General features: G+C 72.8%; 14 protein-coding genes and 1 pseudogene. 3 read left to right on the top strand and 12 right to left on the bottom strand.

The genetic code is table 11. The annotated features are described in order from the left end of the window. Positions 1-97: 97 nt before the first annotated feature. A complete protein-coding gene (locus ACTWP9_RS26415) occupies positions 98-307 on the bottom strand; it encodes a hypothetical protein (protein WP_443248776.1) in 210 nt (69 codons plus the stop codon). Positions 308-954: 647 nt separating this feature from the next. Here ACTWP9_RS26415 and ACTWP9_RS26410 point away from each other — a divergent pair. After that, positions 955-2,370 carry a protein kinase domain-containing protein gene (locus ACTWP9_RS26410; protein ID WP_443248775.1) on the top strand — a complete coding sequence of 472 codons (1,416 nt, stop codon included), beginning with the start codon at positions 955-957 and terminating at the stop codon, positions 2,368-2,370. A gap of 36 nt (positions 2,371-2,406) precedes the next feature. Here ACTWP9_RS26410 and ACTWP9_RS26405 read toward each other — a convergent pair whose 3' ends face one another. From ACTWP9_RS26405 to ACTWP9_RS26365, 9 genes and pseudogenes are all read right to left on the bottom strand, one after another. Further along, entirely contained in the window at positions 2,407-3,252 is an 846-nt protein-coding gene (locus ACTWP9_RS26405) for a TrmH family RNA methyltransferase (RefSeq protein WP_443248774.1), read from the bottom strand. 172 nt (positions 3,253-3,424) lie between these two features. Beyond that, complete coding sequence (gene cobA, locus ACTWP9_RS26400) at positions 3,425-4,684, bottom strand: uroporphyrinogen-III C-methyltransferase (protein ID WP_443248773.1); 1,260 nt, start codon at positions 4,682-4,684, stop codon at positions 3,425-3,427. 232 nt (positions 4,685-4,916) lie between these two features. Then, positions 4,917-9,305 (bottom strand): nicotinate-nucleotide--dimethylbenzimidazole phosphoribosyltransferase, encoded by a 4,389-nt coding sequence (gene cobT / locus ACTWP9_RS26395; protein ID WP_443248772.1) that lies wholly within the window; start codon positions 9,303-9,305, stop codon positions 4,917-4,919. Between the two features lie 277 nt (positions 9,306-9,582). Further along, the gene (gene cbiE / locus ACTWP9_RS26390) at positions 9,583-10,827 is read right to left on the bottom strand and encodes a precorrin-6y C5,15-methyltransferase (decarboxylating) subunit CbiE (RefSeq protein ID WP_443248771.1); all 1,245 of its coding nucleotides are present in this window, start codon (positions 10,825-10,827) and stop codon (positions 9,583-9,585) included. A gap of 209 nt (positions 10,828-11,036) precedes the next feature. After that, the gene (locus tag ACTWP9_RS26385; RefSeq protein WP_443248770.1) at positions 11,037-11,711 is read right to left on the bottom strand and encodes a GNAT family N-acetyltransferase; all 675 of its coding nucleotides are present in this window, start codon (positions 11,709-11,711) and stop codon (positions 11,037-11,039) included. A 403-nt stretch (positions 11,712-12,114) separates the two neighbouring features. Then, positions 12,115-12,894 (bottom strand): MetQ/NlpA family ABC transporter substrate-binding protein, encoded by a 780-nt coding sequence (locus ACTWP9_RS26380; RefSeq protein WP_443248855.1) that lies wholly within the window; start codon positions 12,892-12,894, stop codon positions 12,115-12,117. Between the two features lie 105 nt (positions 12,895-12,999). Beyond that, positions 13,000-13,647 (bottom strand): annotated as a pseudogene (locus ACTWP9_RS26375) (methionine ABC transporter permease); the annotation flags it as partial. Then, entirely contained in the window at positions 13,644-14,747 is a 1,104-nt protein-coding gene (locus ACTWP9_RS26370; RefSeq protein ID WP_443248769.1) for a methionine ABC transporter ATP-binding protein, read from the bottom strand. The gene ACTWP9_RS26370 and the pseudogene ACTWP9_RS26375, both read right to left, overlap by 4 nt. 503 nt (positions 14,748-15,250) lie before the next feature. Beyond that, positions 15,251-15,904 (bottom strand): HAD family hydrolase, encoded by a 654-nt coding sequence (locus ACTWP9_RS26365; RefSeq protein WP_443248768.1) that lies wholly within the window; start codon positions 15,902-15,904, stop codon positions 15,251-15,253. Positions 15,905-15,974: 70 nt separating this feature from the next. Here ACTWP9_RS26365 and ACTWP9_RS26360 point away from each other — a divergent pair, with 70 nt between their 5' ends. Together ACTWP9_RS26360 and ACTWP9_RS26355 are read left to right on the top strand one after the other, a co-directional pair. Further along, on the top strand, positions 15,975-16,346 hold the full coding sequence (locus ACTWP9_RS26360; protein ID WP_443248767.1) for a hypothetical protein: 372 nt from the start codon (positions 15,975-15,977) through the stop codon (positions 16,344-16,346). Then, the gene (locus tag ACTWP9_RS26355) at positions 16,339-16,782 is read left to right on the top strand and encodes a hypothetical protein (RefSeq protein ID WP_443248766.1); all 444 of its coding nucleotides are present in this window, start codon (positions 16,339-16,341) and stop codon (positions 16,780-16,782) included. The genes ACTWP9_RS26360 and ACTWP9_RS26355 overlap by 8 nt, the downstream gene beginning before the upstream one ends. Before the next feature lie 7 nt (positions 16,783-16,789). Here the strand turns inward: ACTWP9_RS26355 and ACTWP9_RS26350 are convergent, their stop codons facing one another. Then, positions 16,790-17,284: a GNAT family N-acetyltransferase gene (locus ACTWP9_RS26350; RefSeq protein WP_443248765.1), complete on the bottom strand. Its 495-nt coding sequence runs from the start codon at positions 17,282-17,284 to the stop codon at positions 16,790-16,792. Next, the gene (locus tag ACTWP9_RS26345) at positions 17,275-17,943 is read right to left on the bottom strand and encodes a sigma-70 family RNA polymerase sigma factor (protein ID WP_443248764.1); all 669 of its coding nucleotides are present in this window, start codon (positions 17,941-17,943) and stop codon (positions 17,275-17,277) included. The genes ACTWP9_RS26350 and ACTWP9_RS26345 overlap by 10 nt, the downstream gene beginning before the upstream one ends. Positions 17,944-17,975 lie beyond the last annotated feature (32 nt).

Genomic DNA, 17,975 nt, shown 5'->3' with positions numbered 1-17,975 from the left:
GCTACCCGGGCCTCGTGCCGTCCGCCGCACCCCCGTCCCCACGGGGCTGAAAGCCGGAAGTCCCCGACCCGGTCCGCTCCACCGGGCCTGGGATCGCTCAGGACCCCAGCATTCCGGCCACGGACGACGCCTGTGTCAACACCATCCGGCCCCAGCCCGAAACGAGGCCGAGGAGGAGGGCGAGTGGCAGCACCATGGCGGCTGCCACCAGCGGATGGCGACGCCTGCCGGGACGGGTGCCGAGATCGGCGAGTGCCGCGAGCCTTCCCTTCCCTGTGGGCGTCGTGCGCCCGGCGGTGTGTGCCATGTCCGCTCCTGATCGTTGTTGGGGCGGCGGACGTCTGACCTCGGGGGACGAGTGCTGCGTCCGCCGCTTGACCACAACATTAGGCACGGGCGTGCGTGACGGCGTCATGCGCGCGTACCGACTCGGGGGCCTCCCGCAGGATGACGTGGTGCGGGGCCGCCTACTCCCCAGGGTGGAGGCGTCATCAGCTTTTCCAGGGTCTTCCCCCAGGGGTGCCGCCGCTCGGTCGGCCGAGCACCCCGAGGGGGTGAGTTCTCTCACTCCGCCGCTGTCCCCGTCGCTCGGGCCAGGAGCCTCTTCGGTGCCCGGTGGGTACGGGAGACGGACACTCTCCTGCGTACCCGACCAGCCTCCGGCCTCTGCATCCGGCGGTATCCGTTACGGCGTCAAACTCCGTGCTGCTGCCTCTGATTGGTGGCGGCGGACCCGGGCGCACAGGCGCGCGTAACCGGCGCGCCCAACGGACTTCCCGTCGTGCGGCGGGCTCTGACATTCCGTCCGGCGCCGCGTGCGCGGCCTATCGTCGCCTTGCCACAGCAGTCCGTAAGCTGTGGTCGTCAGACGGACCGGTCGGCGGTGGGCTGCTTCCCCCACCGGGCGCCGGAGGTGGGGCAGTCGCCCACCGGACACCGGAGGTAGGAACGGACATGGCGATGATGCGGCTCCGGCGCGAGGACCCGCGAGTCGTCGGCTCGTTCAGGCTCCACCGGCGCCTGGGGGCCGGCGGCATGGGCGTGGTCTATCTCGGTTCGGACCGGCGCGGCCAGCGGGTCGCGCTGAAGGTGATCCGGCCGGATCTGGCCGAGGACCAGGAGTTCCGCTCCCGCTTCGCCCGTGAGGTATCGGCCGCACGGCGGATCAGGGGCGGATGTACGGCCCGGCTGGTGGCGGCCGATCTGGAGGCCGACCGGCCCTGGTTCGCCACCCAGTACGTACCGGGCCCCTCGCTGCACGACAAGGTGAACGACGGCGGCCCGCTGCCCGCCGCGCAGGTCGCCTCGATCGGCGCGGCCCTGGCCGAGGGCCTGGTGGCGGTGCACGAGGCAGGCGTCGTGCACCGCGATCTGAAGCCGTCCAACATCCTGCTGTCCCCCAAGGGCCCGCGCATCATCGACTTCGGCATCGCCTGGGCGACGGGCGCGAGCACACTGACACACGTCGGCACCGCGGTCGGCTCTCCCGGCTTCCTCGCCCCCGAGCAGGTACGGGGCGCGGCCGTCACCCCTGCGACGGATGTGTTCGCGCTGGGCGCCACGCTGGCGTACGCGGCAACGGCGGACTCCCCGTTCGGGCAGGGCAGTTCGGAAGTGATGCTCTACCGCGTCGTGCACGAGGAGCCGCAGCTGGACGGGGTGCACGCCGCGCTGGCGCCGCTGATCCACGCCTGCCTCGTCAAGTCGCCGGAGGACCGGCCCAGCACCTTGCAGCTGTCGCTGCGGCTCAAGGAGATCGCGGCGCGCGAGGCCCGGGGGCTGTCCGACGGCGGGGACGCCGCGCTGGGTGACTGGCCGGGCGCCGGCGCCCGGCCGGCAACCGGTGGGCCGGTATCCGGCAGGCCGGTGCCCGGCAGGCGGCACGAAGCACCCTCCGGGGAGCGGTACCCGCGGGACCATGTGCAGCAGCGCACCCAGCGGGACGGCGCCGGCCGGGAACGCGAGCGGGCGGCGAGCGCACCCCGCGCCTCGACGCCCCGCGCTCCTCGGGCGACCGCGCCCGGCTCTTCGCGTGCGTCGCGCCCCTCCCGGGACGCCGGACATGTGACCGGCAACGGCGCCCGCAGAAGCGGGGAGCGCCCGGCGCGTCGCCCCGCAAGCCCGCCGCCCCCACGGGGCGGCGGCGAACGGACGGGCAGCGGCAGGTCCGCCACCGGCAGAGAGGGCCGCCCCGCCCGGGGCACTCGGCCCGGCGGGCTCAGCCCCGCCGCCCGCAGACGACGGCTGCTGCGGCAACGCCTCATCGTCTTCGTGACGGTCACCCTGCTGGTTGCCCTGGGCATCGCGGCGGCACAGGGCTGCGAGGGCCCCACCCGGGGGCTCGGCAGCGTCTCGGAGCAGGTGCCGTAGCCGAAGGCGGGTGGCCGGGCCGGGTACCGCGTCAGGTCAGCGGGTCACCGCGTAGAAGGCGACGGCCGCGGCGGCGCCGACGTTGAGGGAGTCGACGCCGTGGGCCATGGGGATGCGGACCCATTCGTCGGCGGCGCGCAGGGCGCGGGCGGTCAGGCCCTCGCCCTCGGCGCCGAGCATCAGCGCCGTGCGTTCGGCGCCGCCCGCGGCGACGGTGTCGATGGGGACAGCCTTCTCGTCGGGGGTGAGTGCGAGCAGCGGGAACCCCGCATCGCGTACCGTCTCCAGGCCGCGCGGCCAGCTCTCCAGCCGGGCGTAGGGCACGGCGAAGACGGCGCCCATCGAGACCTTGACCGAGCGGCGGTAGAGCGGGTCGGCGCAGTCGGGCGAGAGCAGTACGGCGTCCATGCCCAGCGCGGCGGCGCTGCGGAAGATGGCGCCGATGTTGGTGTGGTCGTTCACCGACTCCATGATCACGACGCGGCGGGCCGTGGCCAGCAGTTCCTCCGGCGCCGGGAGGGGCTTGCGCTGCATGGAGGCGAGGGCTCCGCGGTGCACGTGGTAGCCGGTGACGCGCTCGGCCAGTTCCGGGCTGACGGCGTAGACGGGTGCGGGCACCTCGTCGATGACGTCCCGCATGACGTCGATCCACTTTGCGGACAGCAGCATCGAGCGCATCTCGTATCCGGCGTGCCGCGCACGGCGGATCACCTTCTCGCCCTCGGCGATGAACAGGCCCTCGGCGGGCTCGCGCTTACGGCGTAGCTCGACGTCGGTCAGGCCCGTGTAGTCGCTGAGCCGGGGGTCGTCGGGGTCGTCGACGGTGACGAGCCTGCCGTCCGGTGGATCGCCGGGTGTGCCGTTGGAGGATGCTGTAGCCACAGGCCGATACTGCCCTGTCCCGCTCGAAGTGCCAATGCTCCGTTACTGCCGCGTACACGTCCGTGCCCCCGCATGGGCTGCGCCCCGAAGGAGCGCGGGGAACTGCGCGACCAGCCACAGCTCACCCGCAGCCCGCAAGGATCGCACAGGGGCAGCCCCTCACCGGAAGGGCCTACTGGGGGGCCGCCTCGCCGCGGGTACCCACCGAGACCACGTCGCCGATCACAATGACGGCCGGGGGTCGGACTTCCTCGGCGGCGGCGCGCTCCGCGGCCGTCGCCAGCGTGGCGTCGACGCGGCGCTCGGTCGCCATGGTGCCTTCCTGGACGATGGCGACGGGGGTGTCGTCGGCGCGTCCGTGCGCGCGGAGCGCGGCGGCGATGGCGCCGAGGTTCTCCACGGCCATCAGCAGTACGAGGGTGCCGCGCAGCCTGGCGAGCGCCGACCAGTCCACCAGCGAGCGCGGGTCGTCGGGGGCGACATGGCCGCTGACGACGGTGAACTCGTGGGCCACGCCCCGGTGTGTGACGGGGATGCCGACGGCGCCGGGCACGCTGATCGAGCTGGAGATGCCCGGCACGACGGTCACCTGGATGCCCTCGGCCGCGAGCTGTTCGGCCTCCTCCATGCCGCGGCCGAAGACGAACGGGTCGCCTCCCTTGAGGCGTACGACGGACCGGCCGGCCTTGGCGTGCTCGACCAGTACGGCGTTGATGGCCTCCTGCGCCATTGCGCGCCCATAGGGGATCTTGGCCGCGTCGATGACCTCGACGTGCGGCGGGAGTTCGTCCAGCAGGTCGCGGGGGCCGAGCCGGTCGGCGACCACCACATCGGCCTGGGCCAGCAGCCGGCGGCCGCGCACCGTGATCAGGTCCGGGTCGCCGGGTCCCCCGCCGACGAGGGCGACGCCCGGTGTGCGCGGTGCGCGCTGTTCCGCGCCCAGCGTGCCGTCGCCGAGGCGGGCGACGATGGCGTCCCGGATGGCGGCCGAGCGGCGGGGATCGCGGCCCGCGGCGCCGTGCACCCCACTGGTGAGGACGGCGACGGTGATGCCGTCGCTGCGTCCGGTCGCCGGGGTCCACGCGGTGCCCTGGTCCGCGTCATCCGTCCGTACGCACCACACACGGCGGGACTCGGCCTCGGCGACGACGGCGGCGTTGACACCGGGGTCGTCGGTGGCTGCCAGCGCGTACCAGGCGTCGGCGAGGTCGCCGTCCCGCCAGTCGCGGCGCTCCCAGGTGATCTCGCCGCTGGTCACCATCGCCTCGACGGAGGGCGTGACCTCGGGGGCGATGACCGTGACATCGGCGCCCGCCGCCAGCAGCGCCGGGAGGCGGCGCTGCGCCACGGTGCCGCCGCCGACCAGCACGACGCGGCGTCCGGCCAGGCGGAGTCCTACGGGGTAGGCGGGAGTGGCGGAGGTTTCCGACATCTGGGACGGCATCCTTCTCGGGAGGGCGAGCCGGCTCGATACCGAGCCGACGACGATGCCGCTGCGGCGGTGGAGCGGCCGGGGGACGGTGAGGGACAGCCTATGCGGGACCGGCGAACGGTGCTGTCTCGCAGGTCACGGCAGGGGCAGCGGGAGGGGGACAGGACAGACGGGGGCGTCCCCGGTCCCCGGAACAAGGGGGCCGGGGACGCCGCCGCGTCGAGGCTTCGCGTCAGCCCTTCTCGGTGACGCCCGCCGCGTCGAACGTCGCCACCTCATGCATCGCGCGGGCCGCGCTCTGCACCATCGGGAGCGCCAGCAGCGCGCCCGTGCCCTCGCCCAGCCGCAGATCGAGATCGACCAGCGGCCGCAGCCCCAGCTTGGTGAGTGCCGCGACATGGCCGGGCTCCGCGCTGCGGTGACCGGCGATGCACGCGGCGAGCGCCTCGGGCGCCACGGCGCGGGCCACCAGCGCGGCGGCTCCGGCGCTGACCCCGTCGAGGATGACGGGCGTACGCAGCGAGGCGCCGCCGAGGATCAGCCCGACCATCGCGGCGTGCTCCAGCCCGCCGAAGGCGGAGAGCATGCCCAGGGGGTCGGCCGGATCGGGCTGGTGGAGCTCCAGCGCGCGGCGTACGACCTCGACCTTGCGGGCGTGGGTCTCGTCGTTGATGCCGGTGCCGCGGCCGGTGACCTCGGCGGGGTCGGCGCCCGTGCAGGCGGCGATCAGCGCAGCGGACGCCGTGGTGTTGGCGATGCCCATCTCACCGGTGAGCAGCGCCTTGTTGCCTGCCGCGACGAGATCGCGGGCGGTCTCGATGCCCACCTCCAGGGCTCGTTCGACCTCCTCGCGGGTCAGCGCCGGACCGGCGGTCATGTCCGCGGTACCGGCCCGGACCTTACGGGGCAGCAGACCGGGCGTGGTGGGCAGTTCGGCCGCCACGCCGACGTCGACGACGCACACCTCGGCACCCACCTGGTTGGCGAACGCGTTGCAGACGGCGCCGCCGCCCAGGAAGTTGGCCACCATCTGCGCGGTGACCTCCTGGGGCCAGGGCGTGACACCCTGCGCATGCACCCCGTGGTCCCCGGCGAACACCGCGACGGCGGCCGGCTCGGGCACCGGCGGCGGACACTTGCGGGAAAGCCCGCACAGCTGCGCGGAGATGATCTCCAGCATGCCGAGTGCCCCGGACGGCTTCGTCATCCGCTTCTGCCGCTCCCATGCCTCGCCGAGCGCCTTCGCGTCCAGCGGGCGGATGGTGCCCAGCGTCTCGGCCAGCATGCCGGTCGGCTCCGCGCCCGGCAGCGCACGGCGCCCGTAGGACTCCTCGTGGACGACCCACGAGAGCGGGCGCCGCTTGGACCAGCCCGCCTGCATCAGCTCGGGCTCGTCCGGGAACTCGTCGACGTAGCCGACGCACAGATAGGCGACGACCTCCAGGTGCTCGGGCAGCTCCAGCGTGCGGACCAGCTCCCGCTCGTCGAAGAAGCTGACCCAGCCCACTCCCAGCCCTTCGGCCCGCGCGGCGAGCCACAGATTCTCCACCGCGAGCGCCGAGGAGTACGGCGCCATCTGCGGCTGCGTATGACGGCCGAGGGTGTGCCGGCCGCCGCGCGTCGGGTCCGCGGTGACGACGATGTTGACCGGGGTGTCGAGGATCGCCTCGATCTTCATTTCCTTGAACTGCTTCGCCCGGCCCTTGGGCAGCGACTTGGCGTACGCCTGCCGCTGCCGCTCGGCCAGCTCGTGCATGGTCCGCCGGGTCTCCTCGGAGCGGATCACCACGAAGTCCCACGGCTGCGAGTGCCCGACGCTGGGCGCCGTGTGCGCCGCCTCCAGCACGCGGAGCAGCACCTCGTGCGGGATCGGGTCGCGTCGGAACCCGTTGCGGATGTCCCGTCGCTCCCGCATCAGCCGATGTACGGCTTCCCGCTCCGCCTCGGCGTAGCCGGCGGCGGGGTCGCCCGCAGGGGTGTCGGCCGGGGTCGCGGCGTCGCCGGCGGGCTCGTCTTCGACATCCGCGGGTTCGGCGTTGGCGGGTTCGGCGTTGGCGGGTTCGGCGTTGGCGGACTCGCCTTCGGTGGGTTCGGCGTTGGTGCGTTCGGTGTCGGTGGGTTCCTCGGCGGCTTCGCCGGTCGGCGTTTCGGCAGCGGCGGGTTGGCTGTCCGGGGCCTGGGCGTCGGGGGCTTCCGTAGTGGCGGCCTCGTTGTCGTCGTCGGCCTCCACGTCGGCGGCCCGGCCTTCGGTCGTCTCGCCATCGGCGGCCTCACCGTCGGCCGGCTCAGCGTTGACAGCCTCGCCGTCGGCGGCTTCCGTGGCCGTCGCGGATTCCGTGTCTTGCGGCGCCGGGGACTCGGCCGGGGCCGCGGCTTCGGCTTCCGGGGCGACCGCGTCGACGGTTTCGCCTTCGGGGGCGGAGGTCTCCGGGACAGCGGTCTCCTCGGCGGACGTCTCCGGGACAGCGGTCTCCTCCGCGGAGGTCTCCTCCGCGGACTCCGTGCCCGGCATGGCCGGCTCGGCGGGGGCGGCCTCCGTATCGGCGGGGGACGGGTCTTCAGCGGTCGCGGCGTCGGGTGCGTCCGGGCCCTGGGGCGTCGGGGGGTCCTGCGGGGCCGCCTCGGGTGCTTCCGCCACACCGGTCAGCTCCATGGTCACCGAGTCGGTCGGGGTGGCGCTCGTCGGAGCAGCTGCTTCCGGTTCCGGGCTGTCCGATGCGTCTGCCGGTGCCGCTTCGGCGGTGCCGGGCTGCGCCTCGGACGAGGTGCCCGGGGAGTCAGGAGAGTCAGGGGCTGTCGGCTGTCCGGGGATCACCGGGCTGTCCGGCTGGGTGCCGTGCTGCTGCTCCGCGTCCTGGTTTATCGGCGGTGCCACCGACTGGGGCGGGGCTTCGGCGCCCTGCTCGGGCCGGGATTCGCCGCCCTGGACCGGAACGGTGGGCAGCGCTCCTGTCTGCGCCTCCTGGCGAGGGCCGGGCACGGCGTCGTTGACGGGGTTCTCCGGTGCGGGTGTGGACGCCTGCTGAGGAACTGCCTCGCCGGTCGCGGAGACCTCGATCGGTCCGCCCGTCGTCGGCGCCTCGTCGGGAGCCTGGCCGCCCTCGGCCGGAACGGCCTCCGCAGCGTTGCCGGGGGTTTCGGGAGAGGGCTGTGGTTCGCCACCTGCCTGCCCGTCCTCGGGCATGGGCACGTACGCGGCGGGGGCGGCATCAGCGGGAGCAGGCTGCTCGGCGGGGACGGACTGCTCGGCGGGGACAGTCTGCTCGGCGGAGACGGCAGGTTCGGCCGGCGCGGGGCCGAGCTGACCGGTCCAGGCGTCCGGTGGGAGCTGACCGAGCTGCGGGCCGGGCAGCGGCTCCTCGACAGCCGGTGCGGGCGCCTGCTGCTCGGGGTCGGGCTGCGGCTGCGGCTGCACCTCGGACTGCTGCGCCGGAGCTTCGGTCTGCGCGGGCTGCGGACCGGCGATCTGTTGTCCCGGAGTTGCCGGTCCCGCGGTCTGCGAGTCCATGACAGCAGGAGCTGTCGGTTGGGGACCGGTGACGGGCTGCTGTTCGGCCGGTGCTGCACCCTGGGGCTGCTCCGCGGGAAGCCGCCCGTCCGACGGTACGGCAGACTGCGGCGCTGCTCCGGCCGCGCGACCAGCCGACGCGCCCTGCACGGGCGCGGCCTGCGGAGTCGCGGGGGCCGACTGCGTGGCAGCCCGCTCGGAGAGCGGGCGTACGGTGCCGGACTGCTCGGGCACCGGCGGCCCGAGGTGCAGCGGGCGGCGCGCACCGTTGCCGGGTACGGTGCCCTGCGTGGAGGCGGGCGCTCCGTGCGGCTGTTGGGGCGTGCGTACAGCGCTCACGTCGATGGAACCGGAGTCCCGGCCGTCCGTCTCATGCGGCTCCGGGGCGCCCGCGGCCACCGCGTCCGGCTGCGGAGCGGAATCGGGACCGGCGTCGGGCTGCGGAGCCGGAGCCGGACCGGCGTCGGGCTGCGGCTGCTCCGGCTGGGCAGCCTGCGCGGTCGGCTGCGGGTCGCCCTGCGCCTGCTGGACGTACGCGGCCTCCTGCGCCCCGTATCCGTGCTGCGCATACCCGTTGACCCCGTATGCGTCGCCCGGCGCGTGGGTGCCTTCCGGCCCGTACGGCGTCTCGGGCATCAACTGGCCGTCCTGCGGCGGCTGCTGACCGGCGGCGGGTTGCGGCTGCCCGTGCTGGTCGTACTCGTACCCGTAGGAGGCTTCCGGCTGCGGCTGGGGTTGAGGGTGGGATTGCGGCTGGGGTTGGGGCTGTGGCTGCGGCATCGGCTGTCCCGGGCCGGGCGCCGACTGCTCGTTCCAGGCGCCCTGCGCCGAGGGCATCAGCAGCAGGTCCTCTTCCTCGTGCGGTTCGTGGTGACTTGGTGCGCCGTGAGGGCCTTGCGCGAGGTGAGGGCCTTGCGCGTCGTGGTGGCCGTTCGGGGCGTGGGCGGAGGTTGCCTGGGCTGCGTTCTGGACGTTCTGGATGTCACCGACGCCGCCGGCCGGGTCGGCGAAGGTGTAGGTGCCGGAGGCCGGAACGCCCGGCTGTCCCTCCGGCTGCTGCCCGCCTGCGTTCTCCGGCAGCCCCTCGCCCGGGATCTGACCGGTGTCAGTCATGCGTTCCCCTCGCCCATCGCTAGTGCTCCTTCCAACCCGGCGGACGGACCGCCGCACCCCGTAGATGAAGAACGAGCACGCACTCTCTGCGGCACGTGCCTCCGCCTACACCATTCGGACAATGACGGACGAACCGTCAACACCGAACGGTGGCACAACAGTCCATCAGCCTACCCGTCGCTACTGACACCACCGGCCATGGGTGGGAGAGAAAGCGCACTTCGTCGGGGTTCGTCACGCAGCACGTCACAGAGGTTCACTGTCATGTCACAGAGGTTCAGGTGCGGGCAGCGGACAGCAGGAAGACGACGGAGCGTTCGGTCTCCGTCCACTCGGCCGTCTCCAGCTCCACCGACTGAAGCAGGGCGCACTCGACGGCGTAACCCCGCTCCCCGAGCGCCCTTCCGACCGCCTCTGCCTCATCCCTGGTGGTGGCGTGCGTGACGATACGCGTGGGGCGACGGTCGGCGACGGCGGTGACGGTGACCGCTCCCCCGCCTCCGACCCGCACCACATCGGGCTCGGGAAGGTCCTCCAGGATGTGCGGCGCGACGCCGTGCACGGTCTCCAACTGGACGCCGAAGCGCCGGGCCGCGGCGTAGATCCGGGCACACGCGTCGGCGTCGCGGTCGACCGCGATGGCGGCGGCGCCCAGCCGCACGCACTCCACCGCGAGGGCGCCGCTGCCTGCGCCGATGTCCCAGACGAGGTCACCGATCCGGGGCCCCAGCCAGGCGAGTTGGGCGGCGCGCAGCTGTACCGACTCACCGGCCCGGGGCGCGCCCGCCTTCCCCTCCACCGGCACTCCCGTGTACTCGACCGCGGGCAGGGCCCAGCCGCGGACAGCGGACGGGTAGCCGACCTCATGGCCCGCGAGCCACGCGCGGCCCTGGGTGGCGCCCCGGTCGGCGCCGGCTCCCGTACCGCCGACGACGATGACGACGTTGGGGTCGCGCCAGGTGTGGTCGGCGACCTTGTCCGAGGTGAGGACGGTGACCTGCTCGCGCTCGGTGCCCAACTCCTCGCAGATCACGAAGGTGCGGTGGACTCCGGTCAGCAGCAGGGCGAGTTCGGCGGGCCCGGCGCCGGGCGAGGTGAGTACGGCGACCTTGTTGTGGGCGCGGCAGACGTTGACGGCCCGGCGCAGGGTGCGGCTGTTGGCGACGACGAGCTGGGCGTCGTCCCAGGGCATCCCGGCACGGGCGAAGGCGGCGGCGACCGAGGAGACGGCGGGCACGACCTCGACCTCCAGGCCGTGCTCGGGGGCGCGCAGGGTCCGTACGACGCCGAAGAAGCCGGGGTCGCCGTCAGCGAGGACGACGGCCGAGCCACGGTGGCGCGCGATACGGCGCGCTGCGAGGGAGGTGCTGCCGAGCCGGATACGTTCGGCGCGTGGCGGGACCTCGGGCAGAGCCAGATGGTGCGCGGCTCCGGCGACGAGGGTGGCCGCTGCGAGTGCCGAGCGGGCGGCGTCGGTCAGCGGCGAACCGTCCCACCCGATCACGGTGACGCGGTCGGCCATGGTGGGTGTCTCCTGGCTGGTCTGTGGTCATCGCAGGTCGGGCCCACTGAGCGTACCCCCTGTGCGGCCGGGGGCAGCCTCCGTGTGCTGCCGTGCGCGGCCGTCCGTGCATCCTGCGCCCGGCGCGTGCGGCGGTCGGTGGCGCACGGGCGGCCGGGATCAGTGGTGCCGGGGTCGGCTGCGGTCAGTGGCGCTGGGGCCCGCTGCGGTCAGTGGCGCTGGGGCCAGCTGGGGTAGTGCGCGTAGTCGCCGGTCTCGGCGAACTGGTCGAAGGCGCCGTCGAGGTCTTCGGGGAGCAGGCTCCAGACGATGAGGTCGGTGCGGATCTCCGCCCAGCCGCCCTGGGCCTCCGGCCGGGTGGAGCCCCAGTTCTCGGTGCGGGTGCGCGCTATCCAGGCGTTGCGCAGCACTCCCTCGCTGATGCAGCCGAGCTTCTGGGCGACCTGCTGCGCTGCGGTGTTGTCGGCCGCGGTGCGGATCTCCAGGCGTTCGAACTTCTGATCCTGGAAGAGCCATTGGGCGACGGCCGCCAGCGACTCGGAGGCGTATCCCTCGCCGCGGGCCCAGGAGGCGGTGGCGTAGGCGGCGTGGGCCGAGAGCACCCGCCAGTCGGTGTCGCGCAGTTCGACCAGGCCGACGAGGCGCTGGGTGAGCAGTTCGGTGACGGCGAACACGATGCCGTCACCCAAGGTGCGCCGGGCGGGGGCGCGACGGGTGACGAAGTTCCGGGCCTCGGCCTCGGTGAACGGCACGGGCGCCGCCATCCAGGCGGTGATCTGGTCGTCCGCCATCATCTCGGTGAGCGCGGGAACGTCCGCTTCCTCGAACGGGCGCAACACGAGCCGGTCCGTGCTGATCGAGATGTCCGGGAAGGTCGAGGTCATCGGGAATCCTCCGTGGATACCCCTGCCTCACGGCGGGGGAAGAAGCGGACTTCTGCCGAGCAGGTTAGGGGAGACCTTTCACCCACCAGGAAGCCGACCGGGCCTGCCGCCGGGCCGGCGGGAAGTGACGTCTGCGGAGCCTACGCAGAGCCGGTGGGCGGTGCGCCGTCCCGCGCCGTTCGTCCGGGTGGGCTGTCGGCGGTGTGGCAGAAAGCGCGGCCCGCGAGGGTCGAACCCCCTGCTTGTGCGGGGAGAGAAGTCAAGCGCCGCTCCTCCACGTCGTCGGGTGCACAGCATGCAGCATCGGTACCGGAAGTACGGCGCCGGGGCCCTCCCACCGGGGGGCCCCGGAGCCGTGCCGGAGACTTGTCGACACGAGACTTTCGTCGTCAGGCCGGAAGGTTCACGATCCCACAGACCCGAAGACCGGTTCGATGGCCCCCTGGTACTTCTTCTCGATGAACTTCTTGACCTGCTCGGAGTTGAGCAGCTTGGCCAGCTTCTCGATCCGCGGGTCGTGCTGCTTCCCGTCCTTGACGGCGAGGAAGTTGGCGTACGGGTTGCCCTTCGCCTGCTCCGCGACCAGGGCGTCCTTGGCCGGGTTGAGGTCGGCGTCGACGGCGTAGTTGCCGTTGATGACGGCGGCGTCCACATCATCGAGCGCACGCGGGACCGCCGCGGCCTCCAGCTCCTTGAACTTCAGACCCTTGGTGTCGGCGATGTCGCCGAGGGTGGCCTCCTGCCCGGCGCCCGGCTTCAGCTCGATGAGGCCGTGCTTGGCCAACAGGTGCAGGGAGCGGCCCTCGTTGGTGCTGTCGTTGGGGACGGCGACGGTGTCGCCGGACCCGATGCCCTTGAGGCTCTTCTCCTTCTTGGAGTAAAGACCCAGCGGCTCCAGTTCGACGTTGACGACCGGCCTGATGTGGGTGTTCTGCTTCTTGTTGAAGTCGTCGAGGTAGGGCTTGTGCTGGAAGAAGTTGGCGTCGACCTCGCCGCTCTCGGTGGCGGTGTTGGGCACCACGTAGTCGTTGAACTTACGGATGTCGAGCTTGAGCCCCTCCTTTTCGGCGAGGTGCTTCTCGACGTACTCCAGGATCTCGGCGTGCGGGGTGGGCGAGGCGGCGATCTTGAGGGTCTGCTTGTCCTCGCCGCCCTGGCCGATGCCGTAGCCGATGAGTGCCAGCGGGACGACGACGGCGGCGGCCACCCCGACGGTACGGCCGCGGCCCAGCCGCGCGAGCCGTTCGCCGGCGCCTCCGTCGCCGCTGCCCGCGCCGCCCCGACCCGCGGCCAGCAGCCGTACGACGGCGTCGCCGATGATCTGTACGGCGGTGACGATCACGATGAGCGCGACCACCGTGGCGATCATGACGCTGGTCTCGAAGCGCTGGTAGCCGTACTGCACGGCCACCGAGCCGAGGCCGCCACCGCCGACGGTGCCGGCCATCGCCGAGTACCCGATCAGCACGATCACGGTCGTCGTCAGCCCCGCCACCAGGGACGGCAGCGCCTGCGGGAGCAGCGCCTTGAAGACGACGGTGGGGGTGCCGCCGCCCATCGCCTGCACGGCCTCGACCAGCCCTCGGTCGACCTCCCGGACGGCGGTCTCCACCAGCCGCGCGAAGAACGGGATCGCGCCGATGGCCAGCGGCACGATGGCCGCGGTGGAGCCGACGGACTGGCCGACGACGAAGCGGGTGAAGGGGATCAGCGCGATCAGCAGGATGATGAACGGCAGTGACCTGCCGATGTTCACGACCGCGCCGACGACCTTGTTGACGGGCGCGTTCTGCAGCATCCCGCCCTTGTCGGTGAGGACGAGCAGCACGCCGAGCGGCAGACCGCCGACCAGCGCGATGAGCGCGGACCAGCCGACCATGTAGAGGGTGTCCCAGAATCCCTGGAACAGCAGCGGCTGTATCTCGGACCAGGTCACTTGGCACCCTCCTTGGCGAGGCCCTCGGCGCTGTCGCCGGCGTCGGCGTCGGCGTCGGCGTTCTTGTCGTCCTCCGCGACGGCCTTGCTGTCCTCCGCGACGGCGGCGACATCGACGGTCAGGCCCTGTTCGCGCAGGAAGCCGATCGGCACGACGTTGTCCTCGAAGCTGCCGGGCAGCTCGATGCGCATCCGGCCGACCTGCTTGCCCGCGACGGTGTCCATGGCGGCGCCGAGGATGGAGATGTCGACTTCGTAGGTCCGCGACAGCTTGGAGATCACCGGCTCGGTGGTCGTCGCCCCGTGGAAGGTGATGTCCACGACCGTACGGCCGGGCGCCGAGGGCACCCCGCCGACCGGGAAGAGCTCGCGGGCCAGCTCGGAGCCGGGCGTGGCCAGCAGCTCGGGGACGGTGCCGGATTCGGTGATACGGCCGTCCTTCATCAGCGCCGCGGAGTCGCAGACGGCCTTGACGACGTCCATCTCGTGCGTGATCAGCAGCACGGTGAGGCCCAGTTGCTCCTTGAGGTCGCGGAGCAGCTGGAGGACGGAGCGGGTGGTCTCCGGGTCGAGCGCGGAGGTCGCCTCGTCGGAGAGCAGCACCTTGGGGTCGCCGGCCAGCGCCCGCGCGATGCCGACCCGCTGCTTCTGGCCGCCGGAGAGCTGCGCGGGGTGTGCCTTGGCCTTGTCGGCGAGGCCGACCAGGTCGAGCAGCTCGCGCGCCTTGCGGGTGCGCTCCTGTCCGCTGTGGCCGAGGATCTCCAGCGGCAGCTCGACGTTGCCGAGCACCGAGCGCGAGGACAGCAGGTTGAAGTGCTGGAAGACCATGCCGATCCGGCCGCGTGCCGCGCGCAGCTCCTTGCCCGCGCGCTTGCCGCTCCCGGCGAGCGCCGTGAGCTCCTGGCCGTCGACGGTGACGGTGCCTGAGGTGGGGCGTTCGAGGAGGTTGACGCAGCGGATGAGCGAGGATTTCCCGGCGCCGCTCTGGCCGACGACGCCGAAGACCTCGCCTTCGCTGACGTGGAGATCGACCCCGTCCAGTGCGGTGACCTCGCGGTCCCGCGTGCGGTAGACCTTTGTGAGGTCCGTTGTCGTGATCACAGAAACATCCGTGGTGTCGGTGGGATGAGCGCTTACGGTGCCGTCGAGGGGCGCGGCGCGGTCCGGGACGGTGCGGGCAGAATGCGCCCACGGCTGCGGTGTTCGCGGTGCGCGTGGGTGGTTGCGCCCCCTGGGGGAGGACCTCCCAGCGGTGGCTGGGGGACTCCGGCCCGGAGCCCCGGGCGGGGCTCAGCGGTGATGGCGGGGGCTGCTCTGCCCGCGTGGCTCGGTGCGCGGGCTCGTGACTCGCTTCGGGGCGCGAGTCGCCTCGGTCAGCTCAGGCAGGGGCCCTCAGCGGGCACACATTCGCCGGGCGGTCCACGACGGCCAGGCGCGCATAGGCATACAACGAGCACCGGGCGTACAGGTCGCCTCGGTCGCAAGCGTGCGGCAGCTCGTCGTGTTCATGGGGCTCAGTAAACCAGACGGGGCGGACGGCACCGAGGTCTCTGTCCGCATCGTGGACGGGAATATGGACAGCAGCCCGGCGTGCCGCGGATCGCTCAGTCCTCTGCGACGACCGTCACACCCGAGGCTGTGACCTGCGCCGTCACCGAACCGAGGTGCTCCACGACCACATCGGCGCGCAGCTGTCCGCGCGGGTGTGTTGTGGCCAAGCCCACGGTCCGCATGCCGGCCCTGCGGCCCGACTCCAGCCCGGCGGGGGCGTCCTCGAAGACCACGCACCGTGCCGGGTCGGCGCCGAGCTTCCCGGCCGCCAGCAGATAGGGCTCCGGGGCGGGCTTGCCGCGGGTGATGTCATCCGCGGCGATGACCAGCGGCGCCTCGATGCCCACGGCACCCAGCCGGGCCTCGGCCAGCTCACGAGTGGCCGAGGTGACCACGGCCCAGCTCCCCTCCGGCAGCGAGGCCAGCAGCTCGGCGGTGCCGGGCAGCGGAACGACGCCTCCGTTCGGCACGTCCTCGACCTCCAGCCGCTCGATCCGGGCCAGTGCCTCGGGGATCTGCGCGGCGGGCAGCAGATCGCCGACGATGTCCACGGCCGGCCGCCCGTGCAGCTCGACCGCGGCGAAGTCCTCCGCGCTGATCCCGTACTCCCGCGCCCACCTCGTCCAGCAGCGGAGCACGGAGTCCATGGACGAGAGCAGGGTGCCGTCGTTGTCGAACAGCAAGGTCACGGGGGCTTCGAACTTCATGCCGAGCAGCGTACGCAGGCGCCCGGGGGCGCGCGTCGGCGGGCCCGGGCGCCCTTCTAGACTCCTTCACATGCTCACCCCGCTCACCGTCACGCTCGCCGTGGCCGCGCTCATGCTGGCCGCGTGGTGCGGCTGGGCGGCCTACCGCGACCAGCCCACCAAGGACTGGCACTTCGCCGGCATGGCCGTGGTGACCCTGCTCGCGCTGGCGCAGCTGGGGGTCGGCATCGTGCAGGTGGCCCGCGGTCAGACCGCGGCGGACGGCTCGGTGATCTTCTTCTCCTACCTGGTCGGCGTCGTCGCGTGCGTGCCCGTGGTGGGTCTGATCTCGCTCACGGAGCGCACCAAGTGGGGCTCGCTGACGGTGGTGGCGGGCGCCGTCGTACTGGCGGTCCTCCAGGTGCGGCTCCACGACATCTGGGGAGGCGGCGCGGGTGGCTGAACAGACGCCCTCGAAGACCGTTCCCGCGCCCCGCCGCGCGGGCATCAACACGGGCCCCGGCAAGCTGCTGGTCACGCTGTACGGCATCTTCACGGTGGGCGCCGCCTCGCGCTCCGTCGTCCAGCTGTCCACCCGCTTCCACGAGGCGCCGCTGGCCTACATCCTCTCGGCGGTCGCCGCAGTGGTGTACGCGTTCATCACGCTCTCCCTCGTCCGCGGCGGTGAGGGCGCCCGCAAAGCCGCCCTCACCTGCTGCGCGCTGGAACTCCTCGGCGTCCTCTCCGTGGGCACCTGGACTTTGGCGGAACCCTCCGCCTTCCCGGACGCCACCGTCTGGTCCGACTACGGAATGGGCTACCTCTTCATCCCGGTAGCCCTGCCGGTGACGGGCCTTTTGTGGCTGCGGAGCCGCAACATCGGGGGCGCGGGGGCGTAGCGAAGCGCTACGCGCTGGTGGCGTACTCCGTCGCGTCCTTGGCCAGCGCAACGAGGGTCACCCGGCGGTCGCGTTCGGTGCCCACGGGGGTGTACCCCATCCGCCGGTAGAGCCGGAGATTGCCCTCGCTGCGGCTGCCGGTCACCAGGTGGTAGCGCTTGGGTGCGAACTTCTCGGCGAGGAGGGCCTCGACGGCGGCGAGCAGCCGCCCGCCCAGTCCGTGCCCCTGGAGGCGGGGGTGCACACACAGCCGGCCGATCCGCGCCGTGCCCTCGGCATCGACCTTGCCGCGCACGGTGCCGACGACCTCCTCGCCCAGCCGGGCCACCACCATGCAGCCCTCGGCCAGTTCGGTCCGGAGTTCGTCCAGCGTCTGGACGAGCGGCTCGATGCGGTAGTCGCCGTACAGCTCCGCCTCGCTCTGGAAGCAGAGGTACTGCAATTTCAGTATCTGTTCGGCGTCTCGCTCGTCCGCCGCAGAGATGGTCACGCTCATGCCCATGTGCGCATGCCTCCCCAAGTTGTGTGCGCACGGGCACGGGAAAGTGAGGGTGCCGTGTCCGTGCAGTCTGCCCTGGTGACGCCGGTTGCCTCTCGCACCCTTCCCGTTGTTCCGGGTGGTGGAACCTTTGCCGCGAGCATTCTGCGCAGGCATTCCAGACAGCGGGAACGTAGCGGGCCCAGCGCGCCCTGTGAGATTCCCAACTCATGTGCGATTTGGGGGTATGTGGGCTCTTCACGGGACAGCAGCGCCCGCAGTACGGCGGGGCAGCGCCCCGACAGCCTGCCGATGGCCGCGACGAGTTCGCGGCGCCGCTCGGCGGCCAGCAGCGGGGCCTCGGTGTCGCTGGCCGGATCGCCGGTGCCGTCGGCCGCGGTGATCCGCCGCTGCCGGGGTACGCGGAGCACGGGCTCGGCACCCCGCGGCACCTCGCGCCGCCGCCCGCCGACCGCCGCACGGGCCTCGGCACGTACAGCGGCGGCCAGCCACGCGGCGGGCTCGGCGGGCGGCCCGGAGTCGCGCAGGTGCTCCAGCCAGCGCAGCCAGACACCCTGGCGCAGATCCTCGGCGTCCGCACCGGCGTGCGCCGTGGCCTCGGCGGCGCACTCGGCGTCCAGCAGCGCCCCCAGGCCCGGCTCCATCAGGGAGGGTTCGGTCATACGCCGCTGCACGCGCGCCGCCCGCCCCCGGT

Source organism: Streptomyces sp. 3N207, assembly GCF_052246355.1.
Taxonomy (GTDB): Bacteria; Actinomycetota; Actinomycetes; order Streptomycetales; family Streptomycetaceae; genus Streptomyces.
The sequence above is the reverse complement of the archived record's forward strand: the minus strand, read 5'-3'. Positions and strand labels throughout refer to the sequence as shown.

Excerpts from the sequence above, each read along its gene's own strand:
- ACTWP9_RS26415 (WP_443248776.1), bottom strand. The coding sequence starts at position 307 with ATGGCACACACCGCCGGGCGCACGACGCCCACAGGGAAGGGAAGGCTC.
- ACTWP9_RS26410 (WP_443248775.1), top strand. The coding sequence starts at position 955 with ATGGCGATGATGCGGCTCCGGCGCGAGGACCCGCGAGTCGTCGGCTCG.
- cobA (WP_443248773.1), bottom strand. The coding sequence starts at position 4,684 with ATGTCGGAAACCTCCGCCACTCCCGCCTACCCCGTAGGACTCCGCCTG.
- cobT (WP_443248772.1), bottom strand. The coding sequence starts at position 9,305 with ATGACTGACACCGGTCAGATCCCGGGCGAGGGGCTGCCGGAGAACGCA.
- cbiE (WP_443248771.1), bottom strand. The coding sequence starts at position 10,827 with ATGGCCGACCGCGTCACCGTGATCGGGTGGGACGGTTCGCCGCTGACC.
- ACTWP9_RS26385 (WP_443248770.1), bottom strand. The coding sequence starts at position 11,711 with ATGACCTCGACCTTCCCGGACATCTCGATCAGCACGGACCGGCTCGTG.
- ACTWP9_RS26365 (WP_443248768.1), bottom strand. The coding sequence starts at position 15,904 with ATGAAGTTCGAAGCCCCCGTGACCTTGCTGTTCGACAACGACGGCACC.
- ACTWP9_RS26360 (WP_443248767.1), top strand. The coding sequence starts at position 15,975 with ATGCTCACCCCGCTCACCGTCACGCTCGCCGTGGCCGCGCTCATGCTG.
- ACTWP9_RS26350 (WP_443248765.1), bottom strand. The coding sequence starts at position 17,284 with ATGGGCATGAGCGTGACCATCTCTGCGGCGGACGAGCGAGACGCCGAA.
- ACTWP9_RS26345 (WP_443248764.1), bottom strand. The coding sequence starts at position 17,943 with ATGACCGAACCCTCCCTGATGGAGCCGGGCCTGGGGGCGCTGCTGGAC.